Genomic DNA, 17,919 nt, shown 5'->3' with positions numbered 1-17,919 from the left:
AGTGAATGATCCGCGTGTTGGAGTCAAGCTGTGAACACAATCGTTACCCCGCCCACGGCTGACGACCTCCGCTCCCTAGAATCTCTCCATGACGGTCCTCTCGCTGCTCGCCTTCGCGGGTCTGTGCCTGGTGCTCGCGCTGACGCCCGGCCCTGACACGTTCCTCGTGCTCCGCTACAGCATGGGCCGCGCCCGCGACGGCATCGCGGCCGCAGCGGGTACGGCGATCGGCTCCCTCGTCTGGGCGGCGCTGGTCGGATTCGGGCTGGCGGCCCTGCTGGAGCAGTCGGCCGAGATCTTCCGCGTCGTCAAGATCGCGGGCGGCCTGTACCTCATCTACCTCGGCATCGCGGCCTTCCTCGCCAGCCGGAAGAGCGGTCGCACCCACGCGGACCCGTCCGAGGCGCCCGCGCCGCGCCGGCGATCCGCGTCGAGCCTCCTGGCCGGGATGCTCTCCACCATGCTGAACCCGAAGGTGGGGCTGTTCTTCATCGCGGTGGTGCCTCAGTTCATCTCGGCGCACGCCGGCTTCGGCGAGACGCTTCTGCTCGGCGCGATCGACGGACTGATCGGGATGCTGTACCTCGTCGTCGTCGCGCTGACGGCGTCACGGATGATCGCGTGGCTGCGCCGCCCGCGGGTCACCGCGCGCGTTGGAGCGCACCTCGGCCGGCATCCTCGCCGCACTCGGGATCGGGACCGTCGTCGCAGGCGCCGAGGGCTAGAAGGCTGGGATGATGGCTCCATGCCCATCCTGAACAAGGACATGCAGGTCTGCATCTCGCTGGCCGGCCGTCCGAGCAACATCGGCACCCGCTTCCACAACTTCCTCTACGACGAACTCGGCCTGAACTTCGTCTACAAGGCGTTCACCACCGACGATCTCGAGGGCGCCGTCCGCGGCATCCGGGCGCTCGGCATCCGCGGCTGCTCGGTCTCCATGCCGTTCAAGGAGGCGATCATCCCGCTCGTCGACAACCTCGAGGCGTCGGCCGTGGCCATCGAGTCGGTGAACACCGTGGTCAACGAGGACGGGCTGCTCACGGCATCCAACACGGACTACGAGGCCGTCGCACAGCTGCTGGCCGAGCACGAGGTCGACCCCGCGCAGAGGGTGCTGGTCCGCGGGTCCGGCGGCATGGCGAAGGCCGTCGTCGCGGCCTTCCGGGGCGCGGGCTTCGACGACCTCACCGTCCTCGCCCGGAACGCGGACGCCGGCCCTGCCCTCGCCGAGCGGTACGGGTACGCGTGGGTCGCCGACGATCCCGAACCCGACTTCGACGTCATCGTGAACGTGACCCCGCTCGGGATGCGCGGCGACTCGGAGTCGGTGCTCGCGTTCGGCGAGCCCTTCATCGAGCGGGCCTCGACGGTCTTCGACGTGGTCGCGTTCCCTCGGAGACGCCGCTGATCACCGCGGCGCGCGCCTCCGGCACGGCGGTCATCACGGGCGCGGAGGTCATCGCCCTTCAGGCGGCCCGCCAGTTCGAGCGGTACACCGGGGTCGCCCTGACGCCGGAACAGGTCGCGCGGGCGTCGGAGTTCTCGCGAGCCGAATAGCGCGGCGCTGCGGTGCCCTAGCTGCGGTGCGCGCGCTGTGGTGCGCGCCGCCGCATCCGGGGAGTAGCTTGAGCCCACGGACGTGAAGGAGCGTGGCGCATGGGCATCGGTAGCGGCATCTTCATCTTCGTCGTCGGACTCATCCTCGCCTTCGCACTGCAGGTGCAGGTGAGCTGGATCGACCTGAAGACCACCGGGTACATCCTCATGGGGGCGGGCCTGGTCGTCTTCGTCATCTCGCTCTACTTCGCCCTGCGACGCCGCCCGCGGACCACGGTGCGGCAGGAGGGTGTCGACCCGGCGACCGGCGAACGGTACGAACGCCGGACCGATGAGCACTGAGTCGCCGCCGTACGATGGCCGGATGCCGGATGACGTCCTCGCTCTCGAGAACCAGGTGTGCTTCGGTCTCGCCGTCGCGGCCCGGAGCGTCATCGCGCTCTACCGCCCGGTGCTCGAGCCGCTGTCGCTGACGCATCCGCAGTACCTCGTCATGCTCGCGCTGTGGGAGCAGGAGCCGCGGTCGGTGAAGAACCTCGGCGAGACGCTCGCGCTGGAGCCGGCGACGCTGTCGCCGCTGCTCCAAACGACTTGAGGCGACCGGCTACGTGGAGCGCCGGAGGAGTGCGGCCGACGAGCGGGCCCTGGAGGTGCGGCTCACCGAGGCGGGACGGGCGCTGCGCGAGGAGGCCGAGAAGATCCCGCCGCGGATCGTGGAGCGCCTGGGGCTGCCCGCCTCCGACCTCGTGGCCCTGCGTGAGAGCCTCAACGCGATCATCGGGGCGGCGGTCCGCGCCGACTGAACACGTCGGAAACGGAGGAGCGGGTGTTGCGACGCGCCGTGATCGTCGGGAACGGGAGGAGGTGGGCCGCACCGGCGGGCGGATCTCCTCCGGTTTCACCGTGACCTTCGGGGCAGGGTCTACGCTGACGGCGGAGGTCGACATGCGCATCAGCGAACTGGCCGAACGGGCCGGGGTGACGGTGAAGGCCGTGCGCTACTACGAGCGGCTCGGGCTCGTCTCGCCCGAACGGCTCGGCAACGGCTACCGCGAGTACGGCGACGAGCACCTGCGCGCGGTGCTCGAGATCCGCGAGCTGGCCGCCACGGGCATCCCACCGGGCAAGGCGCGGCCGTTCATCGACTGCCTCGGCTCCGGCCACGCGCACAGCGACGAGTGCCCCGCCTCGCGGGACGCCTACCGCGACGGATTGGCCGAGTTGGATGCGGCGATCGCGCTGCTGGAGCGCCGGCGCGAACTGCTCGCGAGCCGTCTTCACGGTGCGGAGCACCGCATCCCCGAGGCCGCGCACGGCTGCGGGTGCACGGTCCCGCAGCCCTGACCGGCGCTCCCACGCTTCCGCCCTCGAGATCATCCCTGGGGATGACCCTCCCCGACCTGCGGTCGATGCCCCGCGGCATCCCGCCACGGTTGACTCGTGGTGTCGGCTCGGGCGACCCGCCCTGAGCCTCGACGCGAAGGGGGAGACCGATGACGACGCTGGGCCACGGACTGCGAACCGCTCCGACGCTCGGAACGCCATCGGAACCGGTACGGCGGCGGGCGCGGGGGTTGCTCGCCGCCGTCACCGGCAACGCCTACCTCCAGCTCGCCGTGGCGCTGCTGCTGGTGGCGGCCGGTGCGGCGCTGCTCTTCGTCGCCATCGGCGTGGTGCTCGACCTCACCGTGCCCTGGGTGTTCGGCGATGAGCTCCGGGCTCTCCGGGCGCTCCTGCCGCAGCTCGGCTGACCTCGAAGAGAACGGAATCTCTACCTCCTCCGCAGGCGTCGACCGAGCTACCCTGTGCTCCATGGACCGAGACCCGACTCGGACCGGAGGAGGCCGGCGATGGCCAGACATCGCATGCTCGCCGCAACGGGGCTGGTGGCCGTCGTCGCCCTCCTCACCGTGGGCACGCCGCTGAGCGTGCAGGGCGTCTCGCCCGGTGAGCTCGGCGTGCGCTTCACCGCGGCCGGCGACTACGGAACCGACTCGGCCGCCCAGGCCGTACTCTCCGGCGTCCGGACCAGCGCACCGGACCTGAACCTGGCGCTCGGCGACCTCTCCTATGGGACCACCGGCCAGGAGCAGTCCTGGTGCGACCAGGTCACCCGCACGGTCGGCGCCGGCTTCCCCTTCGAGCTCGTCGCCGGCAACCATGAGAGCAGCGGGCAGAACGGCAACATCAACGACTTCTCGGCCTGCCTGCCCAATCAGCTGCCCGGCGCCGTCGGCACGTACGGACGCGAGTACTACGTCGACGTCCCGAAGGGGTCACCGCTCGTCCGCTTCATCATGATCTCGCCCGGCCTGCCGTTCTCCGACGGGATGTGGACCTACGCGAGCGGGACGAGTCACTATGCGTGGACGCAGTCGGCCATCGACGGGGCCAGGGCCGCCGGCGTCCCGTGGGTGGTGGTGGGCATGCACAAGCCGTGCCTCACCATGGGCGCGTACGCCTGCGACCCGGGCGCCGATCTCCTCAACCTGCTGGTCTCGAAGCGGGTCGACCTGGTGCTCACCGGCCACGAGCACCTGTACCAGCGCACGCGCCAGCTGGCGCTGAACGGCGGCTGCCCGGCGATCACGCCGGGCGTCTACAACGCGGGCTGCGTCGCGGATGGCGACAGCAGCCTGGTGAAGGGCGCGGGCACCGTCTTCGCGACCGTCGGAACCGGGGGCAACGGCAACTACGCGATCGATCCGAACGACAGCGAGGCCGGGTACTTCGCCTCCGCCTACGGCAACCCTGCGGCGCCCGTGTACGGGCTGCTGGACGTCACCGCGACCGCGACGCAGCTGGGCGCCGCCTTCGTGCGGGCCGCCGGCTCCTCCTTCACCGACGGCTTCACGATCGGACCGCCGCCCGCGGGCAACCAGCCGCCGATCGGCGCGTTCACCGCCTTGTGCAGCGACCTCAGCTGCTCCTTCGACGGGAGCGCCTCGAGCGATCCGGACGGCACGATCGCGTCGTATTCGTGGGACTTCGGCGACGGAGCGGCCGGGTCGGGCGCCACCGCCACCCACGCGTATGCCGCGGCGGGCACATACACGGCACGGCTGACGGTGACGGATGACGGCGGAGCGACGGGAGGCGCCAGTCGCGTCCTCACCGTCAAGGCTCCGCCGAGCCCGCCCGACACGCTGGCGTCCGACACGTTCGACCGCTCCGTCGCGAACGGCTGGGGCACCGCGCCGACCGGCGGAGCGTGGAGCGTCGCGGGCAGCTCGACGCTCTACTCGGTGAGCGGAGGGGTCGGCCGCATCCAGCTGCCCGCCGGCACGGAGGGACGGGGCGCCTCCCGGCCGTCAGCGCCACCGGCGCGGACCTGCGGCTCGCCGTCGCGCTCGACAAGCTGCCCTCGACGGGAAGCGTCTACCTGACCGTTCAGGGCCGGCGGATCTCCACGGCCGGTTCGTATGCCTCCAAGGTGATCATCTCGTCGATCGGCAAGGTGACCATCCAGATCGTGCGTGTGGATCAGGTCGGCGGAAACGAGGTGGTGGTGCAGGCCCCGGTCGTCGTGAGCGGCGTGACCTACACGCCGGGAGCGCGCCTCGACATCCGCGTGCGGACGACCGGGACGGCACCGACGCTCGTCGAGACGAAGACGTGGCCGGACGGCACGACCGAGCCCAGCGGTTGGCAGCGCTCGGCGACCGACAGCACCGCCGCTCTGCAAGGCGCCGGCGGCCTGGCCGTCATGGGATACCTCTCGGGCGGCGTCGCGAACGCGCCGGTTACCGTCGCGGTCGACGACCTCAGCGCGACGAAGCCGTAGCCTCCGCCGCATCCCACCAGCGGAGCACGCGGAGCGCACGGAGGGTGATCCACCGGCTCGGAAAGCCCTCCATCTCGAACTCGACGATCACCGAACCCTCGTGCAGGTTCTCCAGGGTCCAGCGGCCCTCGGCATCCGCCTTGCCCCGGACCAACTCGACCGCCTCGGCGAGACGCGGGTCGCGCCGATCCTGCAGCCGGAAGTGGTCGAGTCCCCGCAGGATGTCGTGGTACCAGCGGACGGGGTAGGACAGCATCGTCATGCGCGGGTCGGGCACGGAGCCGTCCGACTTCCGTCGGAACAGCCCCCGCTCGAGCAGGTACTCCTCCCCTGCCGCAGCGACCTCATCGGCGCGCGCGTCCGATCCGCCGGCCCGCTGCCAGGCGCGCAGGCCCTCCACCGCGCAGATGGTGGAGTGGAACGACGACACGTCCGCGCCGAACTCGGCCCAGCAGTTCCACCCGCCGTCGTTCAGCCGTGAATCGATCAGGGTCCGGGCGATGGTGTCGCCGCCCTGGCCGAAATAGGAGGCGATGGTGAGGGCCACCCCGTTGATGCACGGCTCGGTCTCGCCCTCGAAGTACGGTTCGCCGGCGTGCTCCCAGCGAACATTCTCGCGGACCCGGTCGACGGCGACGCGCGCCTCCGGGCTCTCCGGGTCGAGGCCGAAATCGACCAGCTGCTGCAGCGTGAAGTGGGTTCCGCTCCACGCATCGAATCCGTCGCGCTCGGGCGGGATCCATCCCGGACGATACGTACCGCCGTCCCACAGGCCGTCGTCCGCCTGCTCGGCGAGGAGCGTCGCGCCCCAGCCCTCATGGGCGACACGGGCCCGTTCGGCTGCGACCTGCTCGGGCGGCGCGTCCGTCAGGCCGGCGAGCACCTGCCAGCGGATCGCGGGATCGGAATCGAGAAGCCAGTCGACGACGTCCATGCGCGACACGCTAGCCCCTCCCCGCGGACGCGCATACCTACGTGCACTGGGTACCCCCGACTGCGGGTGGTGTCAATGACTGGACCCGCCTCCTGGACATGTCTTCAGTGGACCGCACATCCCAACCGGACACATCCACCGAAAGGAAACGTCAGTCATGACCATGTCAGACGACCAGTCCGCGGACACCCCGATCTTCGACAGCAGGCGCGATGCGCTGGAGCCGGAAGCCGGCCTGCCTGAGACGGTGCTGCCGGACACCACCGCGTACAGCGGCGGAACGACCAGGGGCGGAGGCTCGGCGAACGGCCAGGGCGGTGTCCGCGAGGAGGCGGGACGCGTCGCCGGATCCGCCAAGGAGGCCGGCAAGGACGTCGCCGGCACCGCCAAGGAGCAGGCGAAGAACGTCGCCGGCGAGGCGAAGTACCAGGCCAAGGACCTCTACCGCCAGACGCGCGACGAGCTTCGCGACCAGGCGGCGCAGCAGCAGCAGCGCGTCGCGGGCGGTCTCCGCTCTGTCGGCGACGAGCTCGAGCAGATGGCGTCGTCGTCGGATCAGAACGGCGTCGCCAGCGACCTCGTCCGCCAGGCCGCTCAGCGCACGCACTCGATCGCGAGCTGGCTCGACCAGCGCGACCCGGGTTCCCTGCTCAACGAGGTGAAGTCGTACGCCCGGCGCAACCCGGGCACGTTCATCGCCGCAGCGGCCATCGCCGGTGCGCTCGCCGGTCGCCTGACCCGCGCGCTCGCCAGCGGCGCAAGCGACTCGGGCAACTCCAGCAGCACCGGCACCTCGGGCACCACGACGAACGTCGGCGGCATCCCCGAAGCGCCGAGCTACACCGCGACCGGGACGACCGGCCTCGGCGGCGTCGGAACCGGCAGCGCCGGTGCCGGCTACAGCGGAGCGACCGGCGACCTGTACGACGACGGCAACGACCTTCCGGAGCTCCCGGGAGCCGGGTACACCGGGGGCCGGGCATGACCGACCAGCCCAGCGCCGCCCGGCGGGTCGCCGCCGAGTCGGTGCCTCCCCAGCCCGACCTCGCGGAAGAACGCGCGGCCAACAGTTCGCTCGGCGATCTGCTCGGCGAGGTCAGCCGTGACCTCTCCACCTTGATCCGCCAGGAGATGGAACTCGCCAAGGCCGAGATCAAGCAGACCGTCGTGCGCGCCGGTAAGGGCGCCGGCCTTCTCGGCGGCGCCGGCTACGCGGGTCTCATGGCCGTGTTCTTCCTGTCGATCGCCCTCTGGTGGGCGCTCGGCTACCTCGTGGGCAATGCCTGGTCCGCGGTGATCGTCGCCATCATCTGGGGCATCGTCGCGCTGATCCTGTACACCCGCGGGCGCAAGCAACTGAAGACCGTCGAAGGCGCCCCCCAGACCGTCGAGACGGTCAAGGAAATCCCAGAGACACTGAAGCCGAACGGAGAGAACCGATGAGTGACGACCCCGACGCCATCCGCGCCGAAATCGAAGCCACCCGCCGCAACCTGAGCGGTGACGTGGATGCACTGGCCGACAAGGTCACCCCCAGCAAGATCGCCCAGCGCCAGACGCGCAAAGTGAAGGGTGCCTGGCACTCGCTGAGCGAGAAGGTCATGGGCACCGCCGACGACGTGACGAGCAACGTCAGCAGGGCGGCCTCGGACGCCGGCAGCGCTGTCGCCGACGCCGGACGCACCGTGGTGAACAAGGCGCAGGGCAACCCGCTCGCCGTTGGCCTCATCGCCTTCGGTGTGGGTGCCCTCGTCGCATCCCTCATCCCGGCGAGCGAGAAGGAGAAGGAGCTGGCCTCGTCCGCCAAGGACGCCGCCCAGCCGCTCCTGCAGGAGGCGCAGGAGGTCGGCAAGCAGATCGCCGGCGACCTGAAGCAGCCCGCTCAGGATGCTGTCCAGTCGGTCAAGGAGACCGCGCAGGAGGGTGTGTCCACCGTCAAGGACGAGGCCACCGACCGCGCGGGCGACGTCGCCGACGAAGCGAAGCAATCCGGTCAGCGACTGCAGTCCGACCAGTAACCACCCCGCAGTCAGCGCGGCGGAAGGCCTTCCCCCAGGCCTTCCGCCGCGTTTTTCACCCCGGGCACATCCGGCGAGAGGACGAGAACGATGAGCGAAGTCGGTGCCAGCAAGCGACTGGCCGACGCCCCGGCCCCGAGGACGGCCGCAAGCCGGACAGTCCTCCCCACCTGGACAAGCCCTCCTGGAAGCTGATCTTCAAGCGCACGCTCCGCGAGTCCAGCACGGACAAGTGCACCGACATCGCCGCGTCGCTGACCTACTTCGGCATCCTGTCGATCTTCCCCGGGCTCATCGCGCTGGTGTCGCTGCTGGGCGTCTTCGGGCAGGGCAAGTCCGCGACGAACGCCATGCTCGGCATCATCACGAGCGTCGCTCCCGGATCCACGGCCAAGCTGCTCCAGGGGCCGATCCAGAACGCGGTCGATTCGCCCGCATCCGGCTTCGCCCTGGTCTTCGGCCTCGTGCTGGCGATCTGGTCGGCGTCCGGATATGTGGGCGCGTTCTCCCGCGCGATGAACCGCATCTACGAGATCGACGAAGGCCGCCCCTTCTGGAAGCTGAAGCCGCAGCAGCTGCTGGTCACCGTCATCACCCTCGTGCTGATCACGATCGTCGCACTCATCCTGGTGGTCTCGGGCCCCGTGACGAAGGCGGTCGGCGACACACTGCACATCGGCACGGCCCCGCAGATCGCGTGGGAGATCGCGAAGTGGCCGCTGCTGCTGCTCGTCGTGGTGATCATCATCGCGGTGCTCTACTACGCGACCCCGAACTCGAAGCAGCCGAAGTTCCGCTGGATCAGCATGGGCGCGATCATCGCCATCGTCGTGCTGGCCCATCGCCACCTTCCTGTTCGCGTTCTACGTGGCCACCTTCGCCAACTACGAGAAGACGTACGGTCCGCTGGCGGGCGTGATCGTGTTCCTGCTGTGGGTGTGGATCGCGAACCTCGCCCTGCTGTTCGGCGCCGAGTTCGACCGCCGAGACCGGAGCGCGGCCGGGAGCTGCAGGCCGGCATGGAGGCCGAGGAGACCATCCAGCTGCCGCCGCGCGACACCAGGCTCAGCGAGAAGTCGGAGAAGAAGGAGCAGAAGCTGATCGACGAGGCGCGGGAGCTCCGCGAGGACGCCGACGAGAAGGACTAGAACCGCAGAGCCGACCACGCGGTTGCCGCCGGCGTTCTTCGCCGAGTACATCGCGTGGTCGGCTTCGCGGATGAGACGATCCGGGTTCCAGGCGGGGTCCTCGGTGCGCGCGATCGACATCCCGATGCTGGCGCTGATCGGGAAGCCGTCCGGCACATCCTGGAACGGGAGCTCGATGGAGCGGCGGATGCGGTCGGCCACGTCTTCCGCCGCCGCGGTCTCGGGAACCTCGCACACGACGACGAACTCGTCGCCGCCGTAGCCGCGCGACCAGGTCCTCGGTGCGGACGGCCGACTGCAGGCGCTCCCCGACCTCGCGCAGCAGCAGGTCGCCCACGTGGTGGCCGAGCCCGTCGTTCACCCGCTTGAAGCCGTCGAGGTCGATGAACAGGGTCGCGACGAGCGCCGAGCTCGAGCGTCCGTACTCGAGCAGCTGCGTCTCGAGCCGGCGGCGGTTCGGCAGGCCGGTGGTCTCGTCGTGCATGGCCGCGTGCTCGAGCTTGCGCTGCAGGCGCAGGGTGGTCATCGCCTGCGCGGCCTGGCCGGCGAGGGCGTCGGCCAGCGGAGCGGCCTCGGAGTCGAACTGGCGCGGGTGCAGGAAGTACGCGACGAAGACCCCGAAGAGCACGTCGTCGTGCTGGATGGGCGCGACCAGCAGCGCGTCGATCCCCGAGTCGCGCATGGCGTGACCGAGTACGGACGCGACCTCGTCGCCGGCCGTCGGGCCGCTGACCGTGAGCACCTTGCGCAGACCGGAGGCACGGTCCACCAGCACCGCGGCGTCGTCGATGGAGCGCATCGGGTTGCTGCCCGACGCCTGGGTGAACGTGCCGAGGTCGTCGAGCAGGAAGACGGCGGACTGCTCCGCCTGGTACGCCTTCGCAACGGTCCTCGCCAGGATGTCGACCAGCTCCTGCTCGGTGGTGGCGGCGGAGAACGCGATCGAGGAGTCGATGATCAGCTCGAGTCGCGTGCGCGTGCGCTCCTGGAGGGCGTGCGACAGCAGCATCTGCTGCTCGTGCTCGGCCCGCTCCGTCGCATCCACCAGCACCAGGAGTTCGCGGCCGTCCTCCGTCTCACGGCGACCGACAAGCGCCGGGCGGGAGCTCCCGTCGATGTTCGCCACGCGAACGAGGCTGTCCGACCGGCCGCCCACGCCGGGCACGCGATGACGCAGCGACGCGTAGGGACGCCCGTTCAGTTCGTCGAGCGAGAGGCCGGTCCAGGCCACGAACAGTTCGTTCGCGTCGAGGATCCGGCCCTCTGCATCCAGCTCCACCAGGGCGCAGGGCAGGTGGTCCACAGAAATGGGGCGCACCGCTCGTTCTCCTTCGGATGGGCTGAGCCGCCGGGCGGCGGGCTGATCACTCAAACCTATCTCACCGACGACTGAAGCCAGTCGGTGAACCCATCCGGATCGGTGGGCCGGGCGATGTAGTAGCCCTGCCCACGGTCGCAGCCCGCGTCGCGCACGTGCTCCAGCTGCTCGAGCGTCTCGATGCCCTCCGCGACCACGCGCATCCCGCTGCTCTGCGCCAGCTCGACGGCGTCGCCCACGGCCGCCCAGTCGCCGGCGGCGACGAGTGCACGGTCGATCTTCAGTTCGCGGGCGCGCACGGCCACGGCTCGCTCGATCGAGGAGTGCCCCGCTCCGAAGTCGTCGATGGAGACGGTGACGCCCCACTGCTGGATGATGTCGAGCCGTCCGGCGACGACGCCGTAGTCGGAGATCCGCTCGGCTTCGGTCACCTCGACGATCAGGTCGGCAGGGGCGAGGCCGGAGTCGGAGAGCTGACGCTCCAACTCGTCGAAGAAGAGGTCCGTCTGCAGCTGCAGCGGTGAGACGTTGACCGCGATGGCGAGCTCCAGACCCTGCTCGTGCCAGGTGCGGCCGATGCTGCAGCACTCCCGCAGGGCGAACAGGCCCAGCTCGTGGATGGTGCCCGTGGCCTCGGCGAGCGCGACGAACTCCGCGGGAGGGATGGGCCCGAGCGTCGGATGCGTCCAGCGGCTGAGCCCCTCGACGGCCACGACCTCCTCGGTCTCGAGATCGATCTGAGGCTGCACGTGGATGCGGAGCTGGTGGTTCTCGATCGCGTCGCGGAGCTCGCGCGCATCCAACTCGCCTGTCGTCACCCGCACCTCCACTTGTTCCGTCCCTGCGATAGAACCCGGGCCGGGGCCTGCTGTCAACAGGTCAGCGCGTCCGGTACTCGCGTTCCTCAGGCCCGAAGCCGGTCTGCGGGAACTCCCCGCGGATGTCTCCCGTCGGCTCCTCCTGGCGCAGAGTGTCGGCGATGCTCGGCCCGGAACCGACCGGCGAGAACGCGATCCGCTCGCCTCGCGTGCTCGACTGGTACGTCTTCATCCGCCCGTCGACCGGCAGCTCGATCTCGGCGGGCGGACGGCCGTCGGCGAACGGGACGGCCCGCTGCGTGGTGCTCCCGTCCTCCTCCACGAAGTCGGCCAGCCCGAACGTCAGGCCGCCGCGGTCGAAGGAGACGCGAACCAGCAGGTACGTGCGCAGCTCGTCGTCGCTCAGCGCATCGAGTTCGCTCACGAGGGCGCCGAGCTCGGGCGTCGTGCCGAGGCGCGGCGCGGCCTCGCGCAGCTCGCCCGCCCACGCGCGCACGTGCGGCGCCAGGTCGTCGATGGCCGACTCGTAGGACGCTGCCGACTCGCCGCGGATGCCGAACCCGCCCCACTCGGCGACGTACCGATCGCGCTCGTCGTCGTGCTCGACCCGGACCGTCACCCGCGGTGGCGAGCAGGCGGCCTCCCACGCGGCGAACTCCGCCTCGGTGAACTGCTCGCGCAGCTGGCGCACCGCGTCCTCGTCGTCCGGTCGTGCCGCCGACGCGAGGATGGCCCGCTCGAAGAACGCGTTGTCGTCCACTGCCGTCTCCCTGCTCTCGTCCCCTCAGCATCCCAGGCCGGAGGGGCGTCAGAGGAACACCATAAAGATCCTTCAGCCCATCCACAGGCGGCGTAAGAATCCGGAAAGAATGCGTCTGCATTGTAGAGATGCATGGATTCCACGATGAGCGTCACCGCGCCGGCCCCGCAGGCCCGCCCCCGGCTCCGCAGCCGGGGCGGCGACAGGGCCGGTTCGCTGTGGGTGCGGGCGGTGCTCGTGCTCGGTGTGGTCGTCGTGCTCGGGATGTGGTGGTTCGCCGTCCCGGCCGGGTTCGCCGCCACACCGGCGCACGCCCTCACCTCCCTGGGCGAGCTGAGCGGCATGGTCGGCGGATTCCTGGTCTGCGCGCAGGTGCTCCTCATCGCCCGGGTGCCGTGGTTCGAGAACGCGGTCGGGCTCGACAAGCTCGTCTCGTGGCACCGGTCGCTCGGCGCATCCGTGCTGTTCCTCATCGTTGCCCACGTGCTGCTGCTGGTCTTCGGCGGGCAGCTGGCCGACAAGAACCCGCCGTGGACGGAGTTCCTCTCCATCCTGCAGTCGTACCCGGACATGACCAGCGCACTGGTCGGCACCATCGCCTTCCTCGTGGTGGGCTTGAGCAGCGCCCGGCTGATCCGCACGAAGCTGTCGTACGAGGTCTGGTACTGGCTGCACGTGACGACCTACGTCTCGATCTTCCTCACCTTCTCCCACCAGCTGAGCGGCGGCGCCCACTTCGTCGCGGCCCCGGTGAACCGCATCCTCTGGCTGGCGCTCTACCTCGGGACGGCCGCGGCCGTGCTCACCTGGCGCGTCATCCTGCCCGGGCTCGACGCCTGGCGTGGGCGGCTGCGCGTCGTCGCGGTCGTCCCCGAGAGCGAGGGCGTCAACAGCGTCTGGCTGACCGGCCCGCGGGTGCAGCAGCTGGGCGTTCAGGCGGGCAACTTCATGCTCTTCCGCTTCCTCAGCCGCGGCCACCTGCTGACCGCGCACCCGTACTTCGTCTCCGCCGTTCCGGCGAACGGCCACCTGCGAATCACGGTCGGTGCGCTCGGCGACCACTCCAGCCGGCTCCCCGCCCTGCGCCCGGGGTCGCTGGTCTTCACCGAGGGTCCGTTCGGCCGCTTCACCGCCGATCGGGCCAGCCGGCCGCGCATCCTCCTGGTCGCGGGCGGCGCCGGCATCGGCCCGATCCGCGCCCTCGCCGAGGAGCTGGTGCGCCGCGGAGCGCAGCCGGTCGTGCTCTACCGCGCCCGCTCCGACCGGCACCTGGCGCTGCTGGGCGAGTTGCAGGCGATGCCCGGAGTCACGGTCGTCCCGCTGGTCGGCCGCCGCTCCGAGCTGGGCTATGACCCGCTCGACGCCGTGCCGCTGCGCCGTCTCATCCCCGATCTCCACACCTGGGAGGCCTTCATCTGCGGTCCGGAGGGGATGGCCGACCGCGTCGAGACCTCCCTCCGCGCACTGCGGATGCCGAAGCGCTTCATCCACCGAGAAGAACTGAGCATGTCATGAGCCGACAGTCCTGGCGGGGCACCGCCCTCTTCACCACCATCCTCATCGTCATGGGTGCGACCGTCGGACTGAAGCTCTACGGGCTCGGCGAGGAGGTGGCAGCGTCGCCCGCCGCGGCGGCCACCACCACCAGCGGAACGAACACGGGATCGACGACAGGCGCCACCTCTTCCGGCAGCAGCTCCAGCCCCTCGTCGACGCCGACGCCGAGTGCATCGGCCTCCGCCTCGGCCTCCGCGGCCACCCGGGTCATCACCGGCAACGCCGTCGACACCCGCTACGGCGCCGTGCAAGTGAAGGTCACCTTCTCCGGCACGACGATCACCGCGGTCGACACCGTCCAGGCGCCGAGCGGCAACGGGCGCGACATCGAGATCAACGACCAGGCGCTGCCCATCCTGCAGCAGGAGGCGCTCGCCTCGCAGTCGGCCAACATCGACACGGTCTCGGGCGCGACCTACACGTCGGAGGGCTACATCCAGTCGCTCCAGTCGGCGATCGACCAGCGATGAGGTTCCTCGAGACGGTCATGGGCATCCCGATGTCGATCGATATCCGGGACGAGATGGATGCGGCCCTCGCCGCTGAGCGCGCCTTCGCCGTGCTGCGCGAGGCCGACCGCCGCTTCAGCACCTACCTTCCGGACAGCGAGGTGAGCCGCGCGAACGCGGCGGCCGGCGCGAACCCGGAGGCGAGCGACGATTTCCGCGAGGTGGTCGCGATCGGAGAGGCTGCGGCGAGCGCGTCGGGCGGCGCCTTCCGCATCCGCCGCCCGGACGGCTCGTGGGACCTCGACGGCGTCGTGAAGGGATGGGCGGCCGCCCGTGCCGCTCGCACCCTCGACGAGCACGGCATCCGGAACTACTGCCTGAACGCGGGCGGCGACGTTGTCGTCGCGGGCACCCCGGGCGACGGTCGGCCCTGGAGCGTCGGCATCCGTTCGCCGCACGACCCCGCCGACATGCTGGCTGTGCTCGCCGTCACGGATTCGGCCGTCGCCACCTCCGGTGCCTACGAGCGCGGCACGCACATCACCGACGGCCGCGACGGCTCGACGCCCACCGGCCTCCTCAGCGCCACCGTCGTCGCGGACGACCTCACCACCGCCGACGTGCTCGCGACGACCGTCTTCGCTCTCGGACCGGACGGCCTACGCTGGGCGCTCGGCGCCGGCGCGCGGGGGTGCTGGCTGTGGATGCGGAGGGCCGCATCCTGGGCGTCGGCGAGCTGACCTTCGCGCAGGCGGCCGCCGCCGGATGACCGCAGCGCCGCGCCAGGAGCCGGAGGGGCTCTCTATACTGCCGAGATGGCCGACAGGGTGCGCGTTCTGATCGCCGAGGACGACAGCCGCCTCGCCGGGATGCTCGACGCCCTGCTGCGCTGGGAGGGCTTCGAGGTCGAGGTCGCGGCCGACGGCCAGCGCGCCCTGCACCTCGGACTGACCACCCCGTTCGACGCGATCGTCCTCGACCGCGGGCTCCCGGCCGTCGAGGGCCTGGACGTGCTCCGCCGGCTGCGCGAGAGCGGGGTGACCACACCGGTCCTCGTGCTCTCCGCGCTCGGCACGCCGCCCGACCGGGTGGACGGGCTGAACGCCGGCGCCGAGGACTACCTCGCGAAGCCCTTCGACATCGACGAGCTGGTGGCGCGGGTGCGCGCCCTCACCCGCCGCGCCTCGGCGATCGTGCCCACCGTCCGCTTCCCCGGCGGGCGCCTCGACGTCGAGAGCCGCACGGTCACCCTCGACGACGGCTCCCGCACGGCGCTGTCGGAGCGGGAGTCGGCGCTGCTCGAACGCCTCGCGCGGCGGCCCGCACAGGTCTTCTCGCGTGCCGTTCTGCTCGACGAGGTGTTCGCCGCGGCCGACGACCCGGGCGTCGTCGACACCTACGTCCACCACCTGCGCCGCAAGTTCGGGCGCTCGCTCATCGAGACGGTGCGCGGCGTCGGGTACCGGATGGGCGCGCTGTGAAGGGCAGGCTGACGAACGCCGACGAGCGCGAGCTGCGCTCCGCCTCCCGCCGCCTGGCGTTGCAGTTCGCGCTCATCATCCTCGGCTTGTTCATCGCCCTCGGCGTCGTGATCTACACGGTCGTCTCCGCGGGCCAGGCCGAGTCGGCACGGCGCGCCCTCGACGACGCCTCCATGGTCGACTCGGTGCACGACGCGCCCCGCAACCTGCTGGTGACCGTCGTCGTGCCGCAGGGCCGCGAGAGCTCGCCCGGCATGCCGGAGGGTCTGCCCGACGAAGGAGCCATCGAGAACGTCATCGAGCACGGCGGTTCCGTGTCGGGCGTGGTGGAAGCGGACGGCCAGCGCTACCTGGTCGAGACGGATGTGCGGCACGGCAAGGTCGTGCAGATCGCCTACTCGCTGCGGGAGCAGCAGGAGGAGCTGAGCCGCCTCTTCGTCGCCCTCATCGGCTCCGGGCTGATCGCGGGTCTGGCCGCCGCGGGCATCGGCCTCCTGCTGGCCCGCCGCTCCATCCGGCCCCTTGCCGAGGCGCTGGGGCTGCAGCGGCGCTTCGTCGCGGACGCCGGTCACGAGCTCCGCACGCCGCTCACGCTGCTGAGCACGCGCGCGCAACTGCTCCGGCGGCAGGTGGCGACGGGCGGCGCATCCGGGGAGGATGTGCAGGCGGGGCTGGACGAGATCGTCGACGACAGCCGTGCCCTCACCGAGATCGTTCAGGACCTGCTGACCGCCGCCGACCCGCGGCAGACCGCCGAGAGCGAAGGGGTCGACCTCGCCGAGCTGACGCAGACGGTCGCCCGGTCGGCGCAGGGCCGGGCGGAGGAGCGCGGCATCCGCATCGAGGTCGAGGCCGCTCCGGATGCGATGGTCACCGGAGCGCCCGTCTCCCTCCGGCGCATGGTGGTCGCGCTGCTCGACAACGCGCTCGACCACGCCCGCTCCCGGGTGCGGCTGACGGTATCCATCGTCCGCGACCGCGTGCAGCTCGTGGTCGAGGACGACGGTCCGGCTTCTCCGCCGGCGTCGAGTCCCGCGCCTTCGAGCGCTTCGCGACCGCCCGGGATGCGCAGCCCGGCGACGCACGGCCACGCCATTACGGCCTGGGCCTCGCCCTGGTGTCCGAGGTGGTGAGCCGCCACCTCGGCACCGTGGAGGCGACCAACGCCGCCTCCGGGGGCGCCGTGGCGACGGTCCGCCTGCCGCGCCGGGCCTGAGCCCACGCCCTCCAGGGCGTCCGTCTCGGCGTTGCCGATGTTCTCGATGACCTCCGGCCGGCGCTTTCGCAGATAGGCGAACCACGCCACCGCCGCGACCAGGGTCAGCAGGAACAGGTACGGGATGACGTTCAGCGGGAACGCCGGCACCGGCCACACGTTCGCGAAGAACACGTACGCCATCGCCGCGACCGCGACGACCTGCGCAGACCCACACCAGCCGGTTCGGGATGCCGGCCCGGCGCGTGTAGACGATGCACGCGATGGCGACCAGCGCGTACGCGACCATGGTAGCCGTAGGCGCCGTAGGTGTCTACCCAGACCACGATGTCCATCGGCCCGGCGCCGACGAGCAACAGGATGACGTCGAGCACGATCGCGGCCGGTCCCGCCACCAGCAGCACGCGGTGCGGGGTCAGGTGACGCTCGTGCGTGCGGCCGAACCGCTCCGGCACGACGCCCTCCTTGCCCATCACGTAGATGACACGTCCGACGACGTTGAGCGGAGCGACGACGACCGCGAAGAAGGAGGCGCCGACGCCGAAGGTCAGGATGGGGGCGAACCACGACGGCATGCCGATAAGGGTGGCGATGTCCTCCAGCGGGCTGGCGCTCTTCGCGAGGTCGTCGCCGAGCACTGCGATCTGCGTGTAGGCGGCGAAGACGTAGAGCACGCCGACGACGAGGGCGCTCCACGTGATCGCGCGCGGGATCGCCGTGTAGGGGTTCTTCGCCTCACGGCCGAGCGCATCCGCCGACGAGAAGCCGACGAAGCCGAGGATGCCGAGCACCATGCCCGCCGCGATGCCCTGGAACGGCGCACCCTGAGCGAAGACCTGCGCCGGATCCCGCACGCCTGGGGCCGGCCCAGACCAG

18 protein-coding genes and 6 pseudogenes are annotated in these 17,919 nt (G+C 70.8%); 18 read left to right on the top strand and 6 right to left on the bottom strand.

What is annotated here, in order from left to right:
- Positions 1 to 88: 88 nt before the first annotated feature.
- From ACRAWC_RS23950 to ACRAWC_RS23915, 8 genes and pseudogenes are all read left to right on the top strand, one after another.
- Positions 89 to 586: pseudogene (locus ACRAWC_RS23950) on the top strand (LysE family translocator); the annotation flags it as partial.
- A 159-nt stretch (positions 587 to 745) separates the two neighbouring features.
- A pseudogene (locus ACRAWC_RS23945) lies at positions 746 to 1,560 on the top strand (shikimate 5-dehydrogenase).
- A 99-nt stretch (positions 1,561 to 1,659) separates the two neighbouring features.
- Positions 1,660 to 1,902 carry a DUF6458 family protein gene (locus ACRAWC_RS23940; RefSeq protein ID WP_431219626.1) on the top strand — a complete coding sequence of 81 codons (243 nt, stop codon included), beginning with the start codon at positions 1,660 to 1,662 and terminating at the stop codon, positions 1,900 to 1,902.
- 22 nt (positions 1,903 to 1,924) lie between these two features.
- Positions 1,925 to 2,363, top strand: a pseudogene (locus ACRAWC_RS23935) (MarR family winged helix-turn-helix transcriptional regulator).
- A 61-nt stretch (positions 2,364 to 2,424) separates the two neighbouring features.
- Positions 2,425 to 2,904: a MerR family transcriptional regulator gene (locus ACRAWC_RS23930; protein ID WP_431349832.1), complete on the top strand. Its 480-nt coding sequence runs from the start codon at positions 2,425 to 2,427 to the stop codon at positions 2,902 to 2,904.
- Positions 2,905 to 3,134: 230 nt separating this feature from the next.
- On the top strand, positions 3,135 to 3,311 hold the full coding sequence (locus tag ACRAWC_RS23925) for a hypothetical protein (protein WP_431246169.1): 177 nt from the start codon (positions 3,135 to 3,137) through the stop codon (positions 3,309 to 3,311).
- A gap of 99 nt (positions 3,312 to 3,410) precedes the next feature.
- A complete protein-coding gene (locus ACRAWC_RS23920; RefSeq protein ID WP_431349831.1) occupies positions 3,411 to 4,946 on the top strand; it encodes a PKD domain-containing protein in 1,536 nt (511 codons plus the stop codon).
- 47 nt (positions 4,947 to 4,993) lie between these two features.
- The gene (locus ACRAWC_RS23915; RefSeq protein WP_431349830.1) at positions 4,994 to 5,344 is read left to right on the top strand and encodes a hypothetical protein; all 351 of its coding nucleotides are present in this window, start codon (positions 4,994 to 4,996) and stop codon (positions 5,342 to 5,344) included.
- Here ACRAWC_RS23915 and ACRAWC_RS23910 read toward each other — a convergent pair.
- On the bottom strand, positions 5,325 to 6,278 hold the full coding sequence (locus tag ACRAWC_RS23910; protein WP_431246167.1) for a hypothetical protein: 954 nt from the start codon (positions 6,276 to 6,278) through the stop codon (positions 5,325 to 5,327). The genes ACRAWC_RS23915 and ACRAWC_RS23910 overlap by 20 nt on opposite strands.
- A gap of 157 nt (positions 6,279 to 6,435) precedes the next feature.
- Here ACRAWC_RS23910 and ACRAWC_RS23905 point away from each other — a divergent pair, with 157 nt between their 5' ends.
- The 5 genes and pseudogenes from ACRAWC_RS23905 to ACRAWC_RS23885 all read left to right on the top strand — a co-directional run bounded on the left by ACRAWC_RS23905 (position 6,436) and on the right by ACRAWC_RS23885 (position 9,397).
- Positions 6,436 to 7,263, top strand: coding sequence for a hypothetical protein (locus ACRAWC_RS23905; protein ID WP_431246166.1), 828 nt, complete (start codon positions 6,436 to 6,438; stop codon positions 7,261 to 7,263).
- Positions 7,260 to 7,721: a phage holin family protein gene (locus ACRAWC_RS23900; RefSeq protein ID WP_431219619.1), complete on the top strand. Its 462-nt coding sequence runs from the start codon at positions 7,260 to 7,262 to the stop codon at positions 7,719 to 7,721. The genes ACRAWC_RS23905 and ACRAWC_RS23900 overlap by 4 nt, the downstream gene beginning before the upstream one ends.
- Complete coding sequence (locus ACRAWC_RS23895) at positions 7,718 to 8,296, top strand: DUF3618 domain-containing protein (protein ID WP_431349829.1); 579 nt, start codon at positions 7,718 to 7,720, stop codon at positions 8,294 to 8,296. Before ACRAWC_RS23900 ends, ACRAWC_RS23895 begins: the two co-directional genes overlap by 4 nt.
- Positions 8,266 to 9,120: pseudogene (locus ACRAWC_RS23890) on the top strand (YihY/virulence factor BrkB family protein); the annotation flags it as partial. The gene ACRAWC_RS23895 and the pseudogene ACRAWC_RS23890, both read left to right, overlap by 31 nt.
- 43 nt (positions 9,121 to 9,163) lie before the next feature.
- Positions 9,164 to 9,397, top strand: coding sequence for a YhjD/YihY/BrkB family envelope integrity protein (locus tag ACRAWC_RS23885; protein ID WP_431349828.1), 234 nt, complete (start codon positions 9,164 to 9,166; stop codon positions 9,395 to 9,397).
- Positions 9,398 to 9,513: 116 nt separating this feature from the next.
- Here ACRAWC_RS23885 and ACRAWC_RS23880 read toward each other — a convergent pair.
- The 4 genes and pseudogenes from ACRAWC_RS23880 to ACRAWC_RS23865 all read right to left on the bottom strand — a co-directional run.
- Positions 9,514 to 9,645 (bottom strand): annotated as a pseudogene (locus ACRAWC_RS23880) (GGDEF domain-containing protein); the annotation flags it as partial.
- Positions 9,646 to 9,766: 121 nt separating this feature from the next.
- Positions 9,767 to 10,453, bottom strand: a pseudogene (locus tag ACRAWC_RS23875) (diguanylate cyclase); the annotation flags it as partial.
- 365 nt (positions 10,454 to 10,818) lie between these two features.
- Positions 10,819 to 11,586: an EAL domain-containing protein gene (locus ACRAWC_RS23870; protein ID WP_431349827.1), complete on the bottom strand. Its 768-nt coding sequence runs from the start codon at positions 11,584 to 11,586 to the stop codon at positions 10,819 to 10,821.
- A 55-nt stretch (positions 11,587 to 11,641) separates the two neighbouring features.
- Positions 11,642 to 12,340 (bottom strand): hypothetical protein, encoded by a 699-nt coding sequence (locus tag ACRAWC_RS23865; RefSeq protein ID WP_431246161.1) that lies wholly within the window; start codon positions 12,338 to 12,340, stop codon positions 11,642 to 11,644.
- A gap of 144 nt (positions 12,341 to 12,484) precedes the next feature.
- Here ACRAWC_RS23865 and ACRAWC_RS23860 point away from each other — a divergent pair, with 144 nt between their 5' ends.
- The 5 genes from ACRAWC_RS23860 (at position 12,485) to ACRAWC_RS23840 (ending at position 16,960) form a co-directional block, all read left to right on the top strand.
- Positions 12,485 to 13,855 (top strand): ferredoxin reductase family protein, encoded by a 1,371-nt coding sequence (locus tag ACRAWC_RS23860; protein ID WP_431349826.1) that lies wholly within the window; start codon positions 12,485 to 12,487, stop codon positions 13,853 to 13,855.
- Complete coding sequence (locus ACRAWC_RS23855; protein ID WP_431246159.1) at positions 13,852 to 14,367, top strand: FMN-binding protein; 516 nt, start codon at positions 13,852 to 13,854, stop codon at positions 14,365 to 14,367. The genes ACRAWC_RS23860 and ACRAWC_RS23855 overlap by 4 nt, the downstream gene beginning before the upstream one ends.
- Positions 14,364 to 15,086 carry an FAD:protein FMN transferase gene (locus tag ACRAWC_RS23850; RefSeq protein ID WP_431246158.1) on the top strand — a complete coding sequence of 241 codons (723 nt, stop codon included), beginning with the start codon at positions 14,364 to 14,366 and terminating at the stop codon, positions 15,084 to 15,086. The genes ACRAWC_RS23855 and ACRAWC_RS23850 overlap by 4 nt, the downstream gene beginning before the upstream one ends.
- A gap of 75 nt (positions 15,087 to 15,161) precedes the next feature.
- Complete coding sequence (locus ACRAWC_RS23845; protein WP_431246157.1) at positions 15,162 to 15,827, top strand: response regulator transcription factor; 666 nt, start codon at positions 15,162 to 15,164, stop codon at positions 15,825 to 15,827.
- Positions 15,824 to 16,960: a sensor histidine kinase gene (locus ACRAWC_RS23840; RefSeq protein WP_431349825.1), complete on the top strand. Its 1,137-nt coding sequence runs from the start codon at positions 15,824 to 15,826 to the stop codon at positions 16,958 to 16,960. The genes ACRAWC_RS23845 and ACRAWC_RS23840 overlap by 4 nt, the downstream gene beginning before the upstream one ends.
- Before the next feature lie 214 nt (positions 16,961 to 17,174).
- On the opposite strand, the gene ACRAWC_RS23835 is transcribed toward ACRAWC_RS23840, so the two are convergent.
- Positions 17,175 to 17,897, bottom strand: a complete 723-nt coding sequence (locus ACRAWC_RS23835) for an APC family permease (protein ID WP_431349824.1) — start codon at positions 17,895 to 17,897, stop codon at positions 17,175 to 17,177.
- Positions 17,898 to 17,919: the final 22 nt, after the last annotated feature.

This window comes from Leifsonia sp. L25, from assembly GCF_050632895.1.
This window is presented reverse-complemented; position numbering and strand designations above follow the sequence as displayed.

Bases quoted from the DNA above. Each gene is read 5' to 3' on its own strand.
- ACRAWC_RS23940 (WP_431219626.1), top strand. From the start codon at position 1,660: ATGGGCATCGGTAGCGGCATCTTCATCTTCGTCGTCGGACTCATCCTC.
- ACRAWC_RS23920 (WP_431349831.1), top strand. From the start codon at position 3,411: ATGGCCAGACATCGCATGCTCGCCGCAACGGGGCTGGTGGCCGTCGTC.
- ACRAWC_RS23910 (WP_431246167.1), bottom strand. From the start codon at position 6,278: ATGGACGTCGTCGACTGGCTTCTCGATTCCGATCCCGCGATCCGCTGG.
- ACRAWC_RS23905 (WP_431246166.1), top strand. From the start codon at position 6,436: ATGACCATGTCAGACGACCAGTCCGCGGACACCCCGATCTTCGACAGC.
- ACRAWC_RS23900 (WP_431219619.1), top strand. From the start codon at position 7,260: ATGACCGACCAGCCCAGCGCCGCCCGGCGGGTCGCCGCCGAGTCGGTG.
- ACRAWC_RS23895 (WP_431349829.1), top strand. From the start codon at position 7,718: ATGAGTGACGACCCCGACGCCATCCGCGCCGAAATCGAAGCCACCCGC.
- ACRAWC_RS23860 (WP_431349826.1), top strand. From the start codon at position 12,485: ATGAGCGTCACCGCGCCGGCCCCGCAGGCCCGCCCCCGGCTCCGCAGC.
- ACRAWC_RS23855 (WP_431246159.1), top strand. From the start codon at position 13,852: ATGAGCCGACAGTCCTGGCGGGGCACCGCCCTCTTCACCACCATCCTC.
- ACRAWC_RS23850 (WP_431246158.1), top strand. From the start codon at position 14,364: ATGAGGTTCCTCGAGACGGTCATGGGCATCCCGATGTCGATCGATATC.
- ACRAWC_RS23845 (WP_431246157.1), top strand. From the start codon at position 15,162: ATGGCCGACAGGGTGCGCGTTCTGATCGCCGAGGACGACAGCCGCCTC.